Source organism: Streptomyces sp. NPDC048623, assembly GCF_040650755.1.
In the GTDB taxonomy this organism is placed as follows: domain Bacteria; phylum Actinomycetota; class Actinomycetes; order Streptomycetales; family Streptomycetaceae; genus Streptomyces.
Genome location: NZ_JBEZHV010000005.1, coordinates 41,386 through 54,779, shown reverse-complemented (window position 1 = coordinate 54,779; position 13,394 = coordinate 41,386). Strand labels below are relative to the sequence as shown.

Genomic DNA, 13,394 nt, shown 5'->3' with positions numbered 1-13,394 from the left:
ATCCGTCCCGTGGCTCCGCCCGGGAGACCAGAGGGCCGCTCGATAGCTAGGTGCTGGAGGACCCGTGGACCTGTCTCTGTCGACTCGCACTGTGCCCGGCCCGAATGGCGACCGTACGGTCGTCGAGGTCGGTGGCGAGATTGATGTGTATACCGCGCCCAAGCTGCGCGAGCAGTTGGTCGAGTTGGTGAACGACGGCAGCTACCACCTGGTTGTCGACATGGAAGGCGTGGACTTCCTCGACTCGACCGGCCTCGGCGTGCTGGTGGGCGGCCTGAAGCGCGTGCGCGCGCACGAGGGATCGCTGCGTCTGGTGTGCAACCAGGAGCGCATCCTGAAGATCTTCCGGATCACCGGTCTCACCAAGGTGTTCCCGATCCACACCTCGGTCGAAGAGGCCATCAACGCGGCCGACTGAGCCCGCGCTCAGCCGTCGTCCCGTGCAGCCGCCGAGAATCCCAGGGGGATCGCATGGCCACCGTTGAACTGCTCTTCAGCGCCCAGCCCGAGCACGTCCGCACGGCCCGTCTGGTGGCCGCCGCGGTCGCGCGCCGGGCCGGGGTCGACGAGGCGGTCCTCGACGAGGTCCGGCTCGCCGTCGGCGAGGCCTGTTCCCGTGCGGTGGGGCTGCACCGCAGCAACGGGGTCACCACCCCGGTCCGGGTCGTGCTGACCGAGGAGGAGAAGAGCTTCTCCATCGAGGTCGGCGACGAGGTGCCGGGCGCGGGTGTGGCGGCGGCCGACGCCGCCGGGGTGCCCGGCGAGCGGGAGGCGGCCCCGGCGCCGGCCGAGGACTTCGACGACGCCGACGGCGAGGACGAGATGGGTCTCGCGGTGATCCGCGGGCTCGTCGACGACGTCGAGGTGAGCGCCGGCGAGGACGGCGGCACCATCAGGATGAGCTGGCCCGCCAACCCGGACGCCGCGCTCGCCTGACCCTCCGCCGCCCGGCCCGCCCGGCGCGACGGACCCGAGTACGCGAAAGAGGCCCTGCACCGCAGGGCCTCTCTTTCGCATGCCCGGCCGCTCGCCGCCAGGCCCGTGGCGCAGGGCGGGATCGCCGCCCCGCACCCCGCTCGTAATGCTTTGGGGGTATTACCGCATTCGGCGGTACTTGTGAGGTATTCGGGAATTCCCATTGCGGCGACCTGTTTTGATCAGGTTTCCCTCCTTACAATCCGGCTTGTCTTGACCCCACGACGTCAAGGAGGACGGAATGGCGGGTCTCGCAGCCGCGGTGCTCACTCAGGAGAACCGTGTGATCGTGGTCGTCGTCGCGGCCGTCGCGCTCGCGGCGCTGGTCGTGGCCCAGCTCCTCGTGCGCCAGGTCCTCGCGGCGGGCGAGGGCACGGAGCGGATGAAGGAGATCGCGGGCGCCGTGCAGGAGGGCGCCAACGCGTATCTCGCCCGGCAGCTGCGTACCCTCGCGGTCTTCGCCGTCGTCGTGTTCTTCCTGCTGTTCCTGCTGCCCGCGGACGACTGGTCGCAGCGGGCGGGCCGCTCGCTGTTCTTCCTGGTCGGCGCGCTGTTCTCGGCGGTCACCGGCTATGTGGGCATGCGGCTCGCGGTGCGGGCGAACGTCCGGGTCGCCGCGGCGGCCCGGGAGGCCACCCCGGCCGAGGGCGAACCGGCGAAGGACCTGACGGATGTCGCGCACCGGGCGATGAAGATCGCGTTTCGTACGGGTGGCGTGGTCGGCATGTTCACCGTCGGGCTCGGCCTGCTCGGCGCGTCCTGCGTGGTGCTCGTCTACGCCGCCGACGCGCCGAAGGTCCTGGAGGGCTTCGGCCTGGGCGCCGCGCTCATCGCCATGTTCATGAGGGTCGGCGGCGGCATCTTCACCAAGGCCGCCGACGTCGGCGCCGACCTGGTCGGCAAGGTCGAGCAGGGCATCCCCGAGGACGACCCGCGCAACGCCGCGACCATCGCCGACAACGTGGGCGACAACGTCGGCGACTGCGCGGGCATGGCCGCCGACCTCTTCGAGTCGTACGCCGTGACACTGGTCGCCGCGCTGATCCTCGGCAAGGCCGCCTTCGGCGACGTCGGCCTCGCCTTCCCGCTGATCGTCCCGGCGATCGGCGTGGTCACGGCCATGATCGGCATCTTCGCCGTGGCCCCCCGGCGCACCGACCGCAGCGGGATGACGGCCATCAACCGCGGCTTCTTCCTGTCCGCGGTGATCTCACTGGTCCTGGTGGCCGTCGCCGCCTTCGTCTACCTGCCGTCCTCCTACGCCGAGCTCGACGGCGTCACCGAGCCCGGCATCCCCGCCCACGGGGGCGACCCGCGGGTGCTCGCCCTGGTCGCCGTGGCCATCGGCATCGTGCTCGCCGCGCTGATCCAGCAGCTCACCGGCTACTTCACCGAGACCGGCCGGCGCCCGGTCCGCGACATCGGCAAGTCGTCGCTGACCGGCCCCGCCACCGTCGTCCTCGCCGGCATCTCCATCGGCCTGGAGTCGGCCGTCTACACGGCGCTGCTGATCGGCCTCGCCGTCTACGGCGCCTTCCTGCTCGGCGGCGCCTCGATCATGCTGGCACTGTTCGCGGTGGCCCTGGCCGGCACCGGGCTGCTGACCACGGTCGGCGTGATCGTGGCCATGGACACCTTCGGACCGGTCTCCGACAACGCGCAGGGCATCGCCGAGATGTCCGGCGACGTACGGGGCGCCGGGGCGCAGGTGCTCACCGACCTCGACGCCGTCGGCAACACCACCAAGGCGATCACCAAGGGCATCGCGATCGCCACCGCCGTCCTCGCCGCGTCCGCGCTCTTCGGCTCCTACCGGGACGCCATCGCGACCGCCGTCGCCGACGTCGGGGCCAGGGCCGGCGAGACCAACCTCTCCATGGACATCTCCCAGCCCAACAACCTCTTCGGGATGATCCTCGGCGCCGCGGTCGTCTTCCTCTTCTCCGGGCTCGCGATCAACGCCGTGTCCCGGTCGGCCGGGGCCGTGGTCTACGAGGTGCGGCGGCAGTTCCGCGAGCACCCCGGGATCATGGACTACACCGAGAAGCCCGAGTACGGGCGGGTCGTCGACATCTGCACCAAGGACGCGCTGCGCGAACTCGCCACGCCCGGGCTGCTCGCCGTGACCGCCCCGATCGCGGTCGGCTTCGCGCTCGGCACCGGCGCGCTCGGCTCGTACCTCGCGGGCGCCATCGGCACCGGCGCGCTGATGGCCGTCTTCCTCGCCAACTCCGGCGGGGCCTGGGACAACGCCAAGAAGCTGGTCGAGGACGGGCACCACGGCGGCAAGGGCAGCGACGCGCATGCCGCGACCGTGATCGGCGACACCGTCGGCGACCCCTTCAAGGACACCGCGGGACCGGCGATCAACCCGCTCCTGAAGGTGATGAACCTGGTCGCGCTGCTGATCGCCCCGGCGGTCGTGCAGTTCAGTTACGGGGACGACGCGAGCCCCTGGCTGCGGGCGCTCGTCGCGGTGCTCGCGATCGGTGTGGTCGTGACGGCGGTACGGGTCTCCAAGCGGCGCTCGGTGGCCGTCGGGGACGGCTCGGAGGAACGCGACGGGACGTCGAAGGGCGCCCCCGTCGCGCCGTGAAGGGAGCCGTGAGCAGAACCCTGATCGGGATCCTGATCGGGTTCCTGAACGGGCTTGCTCCTGAGCCTTGATGAGTTCTCGTCAAAACAGGGGCGGGCGGCACGCTCTGACGTGACGTCCGCCCCTGCTTCCTTGGTTCAAACGGCTGCAATGTCGGATGAATCGGTCGCACGATCGGCGGAAGGCCCGCGTCCGGCGTGTATGTTCCGGGGCCGAGAGCCTTGGAAGGGACCGATCCGGTGAACAAGAAGCTTGCGGCCGCACTGTCCGGCGGCGCGGTACTGGTGCTCGTGCTGTCCGGTTGCAGCAGCGACGACGAGGGCGACAAGGTCAACGACTGGGCCAAGACGTTCTGCGACCAGGCACAGCCGCAGATCCAGAAGCGGGCCAACGCCAACCAGCTGATCATCTCCACGGCGGCCGACAGCAAGCCTGAGACGATCAAGGCCGCCGACTCGAAGGCCTTCCAGGACATCGCCGACGCCGACCGCGCCCTCGCCAAGGCCGTCGAGAGCGCCGGGGCCCCGCCGGTCGACAACGGCGAGAAGATCCAGCAGGACGCCATCAAGGAGCTCAACGCCACGGCCGTGGCGTACGACGGGCTGAAGAAGCAGGTCGACGCGCTCGACACCACGAACCAGCAGAAGTTCGCGGACGGGCTCAAGGTCGTCTCCGACAATCTGGCGAAGATCCAGAACATGGACCAGGACGCCGTCGCCAAGCTCCAGGCCGGCGAGCTCGGCCAGGCCATGGCCAAGCAGCCCGGCTGCCAGACGCCGAAGGCGTCCCTGCCGCCGAGCGCCTCCCCGAAGGCCGGAGCGCCCGAGACCGGCACGAAGACCCCGGCCGCCAAGCCCTCCGCCTCGGCGAAGAGCGAGTAGCGACCACCGCGGGCGGGCGGTCCGCCGCCCGGCCCCGCCGCCCGACCCCGGCCGGGCGGCCCCGAAGGGGCCGGTGGCGCGGCCCCGGGACGTCGGTGGCTGCCGATGTCGGTGGCGGCCGCCACAATGGGGCATGTGAGTACGACCAGCACGACCCCCAGCCTTCCGGTGCCCACGCACGCCGCCCGACTGCGCGAGGCCCTGCTCGCCGCCGACTTCACCGCCGACGGTCTGCTCGATCTGCTCGGCGCCCAGGCCTACGCGGCCCTCGCCCGCAGCGAGACCGTGCCCGCCCTGCGCGCCACCCGCGGGGACTCCCCGCTGGACACCCTCGTCCGGCTCTTCCTGCTCCAGCAGGGCGTCGACAAGGCGCGGGCCGCCGCCGCGCTGCCGCTCGACGAGGCGCTCGCCGACGGCTGGGTGACGGCCGAGGACGACACCGTGCGCGCCACCGTCGACGTCCGGCCGTACGGCGGCCCGGACGGCGAGGACTGGTTCATCGTCTCCGACCTGGGCTGCGCCGTCGGCGGCGCCGGCGGCATCGGCAAGCAGGGCCGTGACGTGGCCGGCGCGGCCGTCGTCCTCGGCGTCGGCGGGGCCTCCACCACCCTCGCCGGCATCACCGTCCGCACCCCGGTCGCCACCGCGCTCGACCTCGGCACCGGCTCCGGCATCCAGGCCCTGCACGCGGCGCAGCACGCCACCCTGGTCACCGCCACCGACCTCAACCCGCGGGCCCTGGACTTCACCCGGCTCACCCTCGCCCTCTCCGGGGCGCGCGGCGCCGAGCTGCTGGCCGGCTCGCTCTTCGAGCCGGTCGACGGCGACACGTACGACCTGATCGTCTCCAACCCGCCGTTCGTGATCTCTCCCGGCGCCGGGCTGACCTACCGGGACGGCGGGATGGGCGGCGACGACCTGTGCCGCACGCTCGTGCAGCAGGCCGGGGACCGGCTCAACGACGGCGGGTTCGCCCAGTTTCTCGCCAACTGGCAGCACGTCGAGGGCGAGGAGTGGCAGGACCGGCTGCGTTCCTGGGTGCCGGCCGGCTGCGACGCCTGGATCGTGCAGCGCGAGGTCCAGGACATCACCCAGTACACCGAGTTGTGGCTGCGGGACAGCGGCGACCACCAGGGCGACCCGGAGGCGTACCGCGCCGCGTACGGGCGGTGGCTCGACGAGTTCGAGGAGCGCAAGACGAAGGCGATCGGCTTCGGCTGGATCACCGTCCGCAAGAACCCGGCCGTCGCCTCCGGCGCGGTCGAGCCGTCGATCGTCGTCGAGGAGTGGCCGCACCCGGTCGAGCAGCCGCTCGGCGCCACCGTGCAGGCCCACTTCGAGCGCCAGGACTATCTGCGCGGCCGTGACGACGCGGGGCTGCTCGCCGACTCCTTCGTCCTCGCGCCCGAGGTCGTGCAGGAGCAGGTCGGGCTGCCCGGCGCCGAGGACCCCGAGCACGTCCTGCTGCGGCAGAACCGGGGCATGCGCCGCGCCACCCGTGTCGACCACGTCGCCGCCGGTTTCGCGGGCGTCTGCGACGGCACGCTCAGCGCCGGGCGGATCCTGGACGCCATCGGACAGCTCACCGGCGAGGACCCGGTCATGCTGCGGGACCGCACCCCGCAGGCCATCCGGCTGCTCGTCGAGGAGGGCTTCCTGCTGCCGGCCGCCCAGGCACCGGCGCAGCAGTAGGGGGAGGCCGGAGGGAGGGGAGGGGGAAAGGCCACGTGATACGGATCGAGCTCGACGAGGCCGCACTCGGCGCGACCCGCATCGCCATGAGCCCGCTGCGGGACGCCTTCTGCGCCCTCCACCTCCAACTGCCCGGGCGCAGCCCCTCCTGGCCGTACCAGGAATGGGTGGGGCACGCCCGCGCGGTGTGGCGGGAGGACGACCGGCTGCGGCCGCTGTGGGAGCTGTTCACCCAGAGCCCGGGCGAGTTCTCGGACTTCCTGCTGCCCCGGCCGATCGGCACCCCCGACGTGTACGAGGAGCTGGACCTGCTGCGGGCCACCGAGCCGGCCGCCGTGCGCGCCCATGCCGCGTACTACTACCCCGGTCTGGCCGAAGCGCCGTTCCTGCGGCCCTATCTGACGGACCCCGAGGCCGCGTGCGCGGCGCTCGCCGACGCGTACGCGGCATGGTGGGAGGAGGCCGTCGCCCCGTACTGGCCGGTGATGCGCCGGCTGGTCGAGGACGAAGTCCTGGTCCGGGCCCGGACCTTCGCGACCGAGGGCGTCGACGCGCTGTTCAGCGGTCTGGAGAGCCGGGCGCGCTGGCAGCGGCCGGTGCTCGAACTCACCAAGCACACCGAGGCGGAGTACGCGGCGGGCGAGCGGCGGCTCGTGCTCGTGCCGCTGGTCTTCGCCGAGGGCTGCCGGCTCTACTCGACCGACGACCCCGAGGTCCTCGCCGTCTCCTTCCAGGCCCGCGGCGCCGCCGCGCTGCGCGAACCGGCCGAGCGGGTGGCCGACGACCGGCTCGGGCTGCTGCTCGGCCGCGGCCGGGCCGCCGTCCTGCGCGAACTCGACGGCCCGCTCACCACCGCCGGCCTCGCCGACCGCCTCGGCCTCGCGCCCAGCACCGTCTCCGAGCACCTGTCCCTGCTCGCCGACGCGGGCGTCGTCACCCGCCACCGCGTGGGGCGCTCGGTCTACTACCAGCTGACGGACACCGGCCGTTCGCTGCTCGCGCTGCTCGCGGGGCAGAACGTGCTGAGCGTGATCGCCTGACGATTCGGGGCCTCCCGAATCGTTCGCCCGGGCCCGGGCGGCGTCGCCAGACTCCGCCCCATGCTCGCTATCGAGGCGGACGCGCTGCGCCGCACCTACACCAGCCGGACCGGGTGGCTCCGGCCCCGCCGGACCGAGACCGAGGCCGTGCGCGGGGTCACCTTCGACGTGGCGCCCGGCGAACTCTTCGGCCTGCTCGGCCCCAACGGCGCCGGGAAGACCACCACCATCAAGATGCTCAACACCCTGCTCCTTCCGACCTCCGGCACGGCGAGGGTGTTCGGGCACGACGTGGCCCGCGAGCCCGTCGCCGTACGGCGACGCATCGGGTACGTCTTCGGCGGGGACCGCGGCCTCTACGACCGGCTCAGCGCGCTCGACAACCTGCGCTACTTCGCCGAGCTGTACGGCGTCGAGGCCCGCGACCAGAAGCGGCGGATCGCCGAACTCCTCGACCTGGTGGGCCTCGCGGGCCGCGAGCGGGAGCGCGTCGAGGGCTACTCGCGCGGCATGCGGCAGCGGCTGCACATCGCCCGCGGGCTGCTGCACCGGCCCGACGTGCTGTTCCTCGACGAGCCGTCGATCGGCGTCGACCCGGTCGCCGCGCGCGATCTGCGCCGTACCGTCGCGGACCTCGCGGCCGCCGGCACGACCGTGCTGCTCACCACCCACTACATGGGCGAGGCCGACGAGTTGTGCGACCGGATCGCGGTCATCGCGGGCGGCCGGATCCGCGCCCTCGGCACGCCGGAGAGCCTGAAGTCCCGGGTCGGGGACCGGGACGTGCTCGACGTCGAGGTGTACGGGGTCGGCGAGGACGTGCTCGACCGCATCCGGCGGGTGCCCGGGGTGCGGGGCGTCGCCGTGGAGGAACGGGGCACCGCCCAGGCCCTCACCGTGCAGACCGACCGGGGCGCCGAACTGCACGCGCCGGTGCTGGCCGCCCTCGACGGCGTACGGATCGGGCGCGTCGTGAGCCGCGAACCCTCCCTGGAGGACGCGTACATCGCCATCGTGGAGGACGGGAGTTCCCGCGTCCGGGCGGACGACCAGACCGGCGACCCGGCGGAGGTGGCGGCGTGACGCGCGCCCCGGCCCGCGTGCGCGTGCTGCGGCTCGTCGCCGTCGGCGTCCGCACCCACGTCTCGTACATGTCGCGCTCGCCGATCGAGATCACCTTCGCCGTGCTCGTCCCGCTCGTCTACGCGACCCTGGCCGTCTACCTCTTCCGCGCCGCCGGCGACCCCGACCGGCTGCTCACCGCCTCCGTCGGCGCCGGACTCATGGGCATCTGGGGCTCGGTGCTCTTCGGCTCCGGCGGCGCCGTGCAGAACCAGCGCTGGCTCGGCACCCTGGAGACCCTGGTCGCCGCGCCGACCCCGCTCGCCCTCGTGCTCCTGCCCATCACCCTCGCGACCGCCGTCATCGGCACGTACGCGATGGGCGCGACCGTGCTGTGGGGCGTGGTCCTCTTCGGGGTGCCGCTCGACTTCGCGCACCCGCTGCTCTTCCTCCTCGCCGTGCCCGTCTGCGTGCTCTCCCTCGGCATGATGGGGCTGCTCCTGGCCGCCACGTTCGTGCTGCTGCGCAACGCCAACGCGCTGGCCAATCCGCTCGACACGCCGGTCTGGCTGCTGTCCGGGCTGCTCGTGCCGGTGACCGTGCTGCCCGGCTGGACCCACCCGGTCTCCTGGGCGCTGCCCACCACCTGGGGCGCCCGGGCGGTGCACGCGGCGACCTCCGGCGGGCCGTCCGCCGCGGAGGTGCTCGTCCCGATGCTCGTCGCCGCCGCGCTCGGCGCCGGTTACGCGCTCGCCGCCGTCCTCGTCCTCGGCCGGGTGGAGCGCCGGGCCCGGGCCGCGGCGTCCCTCGCCCTCGCCTGACCCCGAAAGGCCCTCCTGATGTTCCGTTTCCTCAGGCCGGCGCGGCTCGTGCTCGTCGGCGGAGCCCTCTCGTACCGCGCCCTGTTCAACTGGACGACCCCGCCCATGTTCATCGGAACGCTGCTGGTGGGACCGCTGCTCCAGGTCTTCTTCTTCGTCTTCCTGGGACGGGAACTCGGCGTCGCGGACGACCGTTTCCATCTTGTCGGGAACGCCGTGCTCGCGGCTTCCGCCTCCTGCGTGTACGGCGGCACCATGGCCGTCGCCAACGAGCGCCGGTACGGCACCCTCGGGGCCGTCCTGCTCTCGCCCCGGCACCGGGTTCCGTTGTGGGCCGGCCGCGCCCTGCCGTACGTCCTCAACGGGCTGTTCGTCAGCGTCGTCGTGCTCGCCGCCGCCGCGACGCTGCTCGGTCTGCCGGTGCCGGTGGGCGCGCTGCCCGGGCTCGGTCTCGTGCTGCTCGCCGGGGCCACGGCCTGCTCGGCGTTCGGGCTCGCGCTCGGTGCGCTCGGGCTGCGCTTCCGCGATGTGTTCCTGGTGTCGAACGTGGCGAGCTCGGCGCTGCTCCTGCTCACCGGCGCCGCCGTGCCCCGGGACACCCTGCCCGGATGGATGCGCGCCACCGGCGAGCTGCTGCCGCTGACCCACGCGGCCGACGCGGCGCGCCGTCTCACCGCGGGCGGCGGGCTCGACGGACGGCGGCTCGGGGCCGAGCTGCTGGTCGGCGCGGGGTACGCGGTCCTGGCCGTCGCCCTGCTCGCGCTCTTCGAACGGGGCAGCCGGCGCCGCGCGACGCTCGACGTGATGTAGCAGGCGTAGCAGGCGACACGACGGAAAGGGGGAGGAGTACCGGCCATCCTCGTGAAACCGCTCGGGACCGTCCGCGCCGTTCACCGGGAATTCGCCCGCCTGATGCCGGGAGGTGCCAGCCTCGGCTCCGGAGGCCGTGGGGCCATGGGCGAGGGAACGGGGTACGGGGATGGAGAGCGGGCCGGCGATCTTCGCGGGAGCGGCGTTCATGCTGTTCGGGGCCGCACTGCTGCTCTGGACGGGCGTCCGGGTACGGCAGGGCGAGCCCGTCGCCCTCGGGGTCGCGCCGCGTGCCGCCGCGGCCCTCACCACCCTCTTCGGCGCGGTCTTCGTCCTGCTCGGGATCTGGTGCTTCGGACGGCTGTGAGCCCCCCGAGCCGCTGAGGTGACGCGGACACGACGCGGACACGACGCGGACCCGTCCGGGAGTCCGGGCGGCAGGAAGGGCAGGAGTCGGGTTACCGTTCGAGTGGCCGTTGCGGGCTTTCACCGTTTGACACGGGGGCGGGTTGTACCGTCACACTCCGCAGCGACGACAGCGTCACCGTGCGTGTCGCTGTCGTGCGTGCCAGCGCAGACCGCGTCGACCGGAGAGAAGAGCGAAGTTGTCCCCGACCAGCGAGACCGCACAGGGCGGCCGCCGACTCGTCATCGTCGAGTCGCCTGCCAAGGCGAAGACGATCAAGGGCTACCTCGGCCCCGGCTACGTCGTCGAGGCGAGCGTCGGGCACATCCGCGACCTCCCGAGCGGCGCCGCCGAGGTGCCCGAGAAGTACACCGGCGAGGTGCGCCGGCTCGGCGTCGACGTCGACCATGACTTCGCGCCCATCTACGTCGTCAACGCCGACAAGAAGGCGCAGGTCAGGAAGCTCAAGGAGCTCCTTGCCGAGTCCGACGAGCTCTTCCTCGCCACCGATGAGGACCGCGAGGGCGAGGCCATCGCGTGGCACCTCCAGGAGGTCCTGAAGCCCAAGGTGCCCGTGCACCGCATGGTCTTCCACGAGATCACCAAGGACGCCATCCAGCAGGCCGTGCGCAACCCGCGCGAGCTGAACAAGCGGATGGTCGACGCCCAGGAGACCCGCCGCATCCTCGACCGCCTCTACGGCTACGAGGTCTCGCCGGTCCTGTGGAAGAAGGTCATGCGCGGCCTGTCCGCGGGCCGCGTCCAGTCCGTCGCCACCCGGCTCGTCGTCGAGCGCGAGCGCGAGCGCATCGCCTTCCGCTCCGCCGAGTACTGGGACCTCACCGGCACCTTCTCCACCGGCCGCGCCGGTGACCCGTCCGACCCGTCCTCCCTGGTCGCGCGGCTCGCGACGGTCGACGGCAGGCGGGTCGCGCAGGGCCGTGACTTCGGCGCCGACGGGCAGCTGAAGACCGCGAACGTGCTCCACCTCGACGAGGAGAAGGCCCGCGCCCTCGCCGCCTCCCTCGCGGACACCCGCTTCTCCGTCCGCTCGGTCGAGTCGAAGCCGTATCGCCGTTCCCCGTACGCCCCCTTCCGCACCACCACCCTCCAGCAGGAGGCCAGCCGCAAGCTCGGCTTCGGTGCGAAGGCGACCATGCAGGTGGCGCAGAAGCTGTACGAGAACGGCTTCATCACCTACATGCGTACGGACTCCACGGTGCTCTCCGACACGGCCGTCACCGCGGCCCGTGCCCAGGTCACGCAGCTGTACGGCGCCGACTACCTGCCGGAGAAGCCGCGCGTCTACGCCGGCAAGGTCAAGAACGCCCAGGAGGCGCACGAGGCGATCCGCCCCTCGGGCGATCGTTTCCGCACCCCGGCGGAGACCGGCCTGACCGGCGACCAGTTCAGGCTCTACGAGCTGATCTGGAAGCGGACCGTCGCCTCCCAGATGAAGGACGCGACCGGAAACTCGGTCACCGTGAAGATCGGCGGCACCGCCGCCGACGGCCGCGACGCCGAGTTCACGGCCTCCGGCAAGACGATCACCTTCCACGGCTTCATGAAGGCCTACGTGGAGGGCGCCGACGACCCGAACGCGGAGCTCGACGACCGTGAGCGGCGCCTGCCGCAGGTCGCCGAGGGCGACGCGCTCGGCGCCGAGGAGATCACCGCCGACGGCCACTCCACCAAGCCGCCCGCCCGCTACACCGAGGCCACGCTGGTCAAGGAGCTGGAAGAGCGCGAGATCGGCCGCCCGTCGACGTACGCCTCGATCATCGGCACCATCCTCGACCGCGGCTACGTCTTCAAGAAGGGCACGGCCCTGGTGCCGTCCTTCCTCTCCTTCGCCGTGGTCAACCTCCTGGAGAAGCACTTCGGGCGGCTCGTCGACTACGACTTCACCGCGAAGATGGAGGACGACCTCGACCGCATCGCGCGCGGCGAGGCCCAGGCGGTGCCGTGGCTGAAGCGTTTCTACTTCGGCGAGGGCGGCCCCGAGGGCTCCGGCTCCGGTGCGGCCGACGCCGGCAACGGTGACGGCGACCACCTCGGCGGCCTGAAGGAACTGGTCACCGACCTCGGTGCCATCGACGCCCGCGAGATCTCCTCCTTCCCCGTCGGCAACGGCATCGTGCTGCGCGTCGGCCGCTACGGCCCGTACGTCGAGCGCGGCGAGAAGGACCAGGAGGGCCACCAGCGCGCCGACGTTCCCGACGACCTCGCGCCCGACGAGCTCACCGTCGAGCACGCCGAGGAGCTGCTCGCCAAGCCGAGCGGCGACTTCGAGCTGGGCACCGACCCGGTCAGCGGCAACCAGATCGTCGCCAAGGCCGGCCGCTACGGCCCGTACGTGACGGAGATCCTCCCCGAGGACACCCCGAAGACCGGCAAGAACGCGGTCAAGCCGCGCACCGCCTCGCTCTTCAAGACGATGTCGCTCGACACCGTCACCCTCGACGAGGCACTCAAGCTGATGTCGCTGCCGCGCGTCGTCGGCACCGACGCCGAGGGCGTCGAGATCACCGCGCAGAACGGCCGCTACGGCCCGTACCTCAAGAAGGGCACGGACTCGCGGTCGCTGACGGCCGAGGAGCAGCTCTTCACGATCACGCTCGAAGAGGCGCTGGCGATCTACGCCCAGCCCAAGCAGCGTGGCCGGGCCGCCGCCAAGCCGCCGCTGAAGGAGCTCGGCACCGACCCCGTCAGCGAGAAGCCCGTGGTCGTCAAGGACGGGCGTTTCGGCCCGTACGTGACGGACGGCGAGACCAACGCCACCCTGCGCACCGGCGACAGCGTGGAGACGATCACGCCCGAGCGCGGCTACGAGCTGCTCGCCGAGAAGCGCGCCAAGGGACCGGCGAAGAAGGCCGCCAAGAAGGCGCCCGCGAAGAAGACGGCCGCCAAGAAGACGACGGCGGCCAAGAAGACGACCACGGCGAAGAAGACGGCCGCCAAGAAGACCACGACGGCCAAGAAGACCACGACGGCGAAGGCCGCCGCCGCGAAGAAGACGGCGGCCGCCAAGCCGGAGTGACGTTCCCGACAGCGTCGGGGGGTGCGGGCCGCCGGGGCCGCACCCCCCGTCTGTTTGTTCGGGCGAAGGCC

The 13,394-nt window shown here is 72.3% G+C and carries 11 protein-coding genes; all 11 read left to right on the top strand.

Annotation, left to right across the window (positions count from 1 at the left end):
* Positions 1 to 64 precede the first annotated feature (64 nt).
* The 11 genes from AB0C73_RS09125 (at position 65) to topA (ending at position 13,323) form a co-directional block, all read left to right on the top strand.
* The gene (locus AB0C73_RS09125) at positions 65 to 418 is read left to right on the top strand and encodes an STAS domain-containing protein (RefSeq protein ID WP_265865258.1); all 354 of its coding nucleotides are present in this window, start codon (positions 65 to 67) and stop codon (positions 416 to 418) included.
* A 53-nt stretch (positions 419 to 471) separates the two neighbouring features.
* Positions 472 to 936, top strand: coding sequence for an ATP-binding protein (locus tag AB0C73_RS09120; RefSeq protein WP_362526531.1), 465 nt, complete (start codon positions 472 to 474; stop codon positions 934 to 936).
* A gap of 280 nt (positions 937 to 1,216) precedes the next feature.
* Entirely contained in the window at positions 1,217 to 3,571 is a 2,355-nt protein-coding gene (locus AB0C73_RS09115) for a sodium-translocating pyrophosphatase (protein ID WP_362526529.1), read from the top strand.
* A gap of 239 nt (positions 3,572 to 3,810) precedes the next feature.
* Positions 3,811 to 4,452 (top strand): small secreted protein, encoded by a 642-nt coding sequence (locus tag AB0C73_RS09110; protein ID WP_362526527.1) that lies wholly within the window; start codon positions 3,811 to 3,813, stop codon positions 4,450 to 4,452.
* A gap of 126 nt (positions 4,453 to 4,578) precedes the next feature.
* A complete protein-coding gene (locus tag AB0C73_RS09105) occupies positions 4,579 to 6,144 on the top strand; it encodes a methyltransferase (RefSeq protein WP_362526525.1) in 1,566 nt (521 codons plus the stop codon).
* Between the two features lie 35 nt (positions 6,145 to 6,179).
* Positions 6,180 to 7,184 (top strand): helix-turn-helix domain-containing protein, encoded by a 1,005-nt coding sequence (locus tag AB0C73_RS09100; protein WP_362526522.1) that lies wholly within the window; start codon positions 6,180 to 6,182, stop codon positions 7,182 to 7,184.
* A 60-nt stretch (positions 7,185 to 7,244) separates the two neighbouring features.
* Entirely contained in the window at positions 7,245 to 8,267 is a 1,023-nt protein-coding gene (locus tag AB0C73_RS09095; protein WP_362526520.1) for an ABC transporter ATP-binding protein, read from the top strand.
* Positions 8,264 to 9,067, top strand: a complete 804-nt coding sequence (locus tag AB0C73_RS09090; protein WP_362526518.1) for an ABC transporter permease — start codon at positions 8,264 to 8,266, stop codon at positions 9,065 to 9,067. The genes AB0C73_RS09095 and AB0C73_RS09090 overlap by 4 nt, the downstream gene beginning before the upstream one ends.
* Positions 9,068 to 9,085: 18 nt before the next feature.
* Positions 9,086 to 9,877, top strand: coding sequence for an ABC transporter permease (locus AB0C73_RS09085; protein WP_362526516.1), 792 nt, complete (start codon positions 9,086 to 9,088; stop codon positions 9,875 to 9,877).
* A gap of 169 nt (positions 9,878 to 10,046) precedes the next feature.
* Positions 10,047 to 10,244, top strand: a complete 198-nt coding sequence (locus AB0C73_RS09080; protein ID WP_362526513.1) for a hypothetical protein — start codon at positions 10,047 to 10,049, stop codon at positions 10,242 to 10,244.
* Between the two features lie 238 nt (positions 10,245 to 10,482).
* Positions 10,483 to 13,323, top strand: a complete 2,841-nt coding sequence (topA, locus tag AB0C73_RS09075; protein WP_362526511.1) for a type I DNA topoisomerase — start codon at positions 10,483 to 10,485, stop codon at positions 13,321 to 13,323.
* Positions 13,324 to 13,394: the final 71 nt, after the last annotated feature.

Coding starts and splice junctions, on each gene's coding strand:
- AB0C73_RS09105 (WP_362526525.1), top strand. CDS start 4,579: ATGGGGCATGTGAGTACGACCAGCACGACCCCCAGCCTTCCGGTGCCC.
- AB0C73_RS09085 (WP_362526516.1), top strand. CDS start 9,086: ATGTTCCGTTTCCTCAGGCCGGCGCGGCTCGTGCTCGTCGGCGGAGCC.
- AB0C73_RS09095 (WP_362526520.1), top strand. CDS start 7,245: ATGCTCGCTATCGAGGCGGACGCGCTGCGCCGCACCTACACCAGCCGG.
- AB0C73_RS09120 (WP_362526531.1), top strand. CDS start 472: ATGGCCACCGTTGAACTGCTCTTCAGCGCCCAGCCCGAGCACGTCCGC.
- AB0C73_RS09115 (WP_362526529.1), top strand. CDS start 1,217: ATGGCGGGTCTCGCAGCCGCGGTGCTCACTCAGGAGAACCGTGTGATC.
- AB0C73_RS09080 (WP_362526513.1), top strand. CDS start 10,047: ATGGAGAGCGGGCCGGCGATCTTCGCGGGAGCGGCGTTCATGCTGTTC.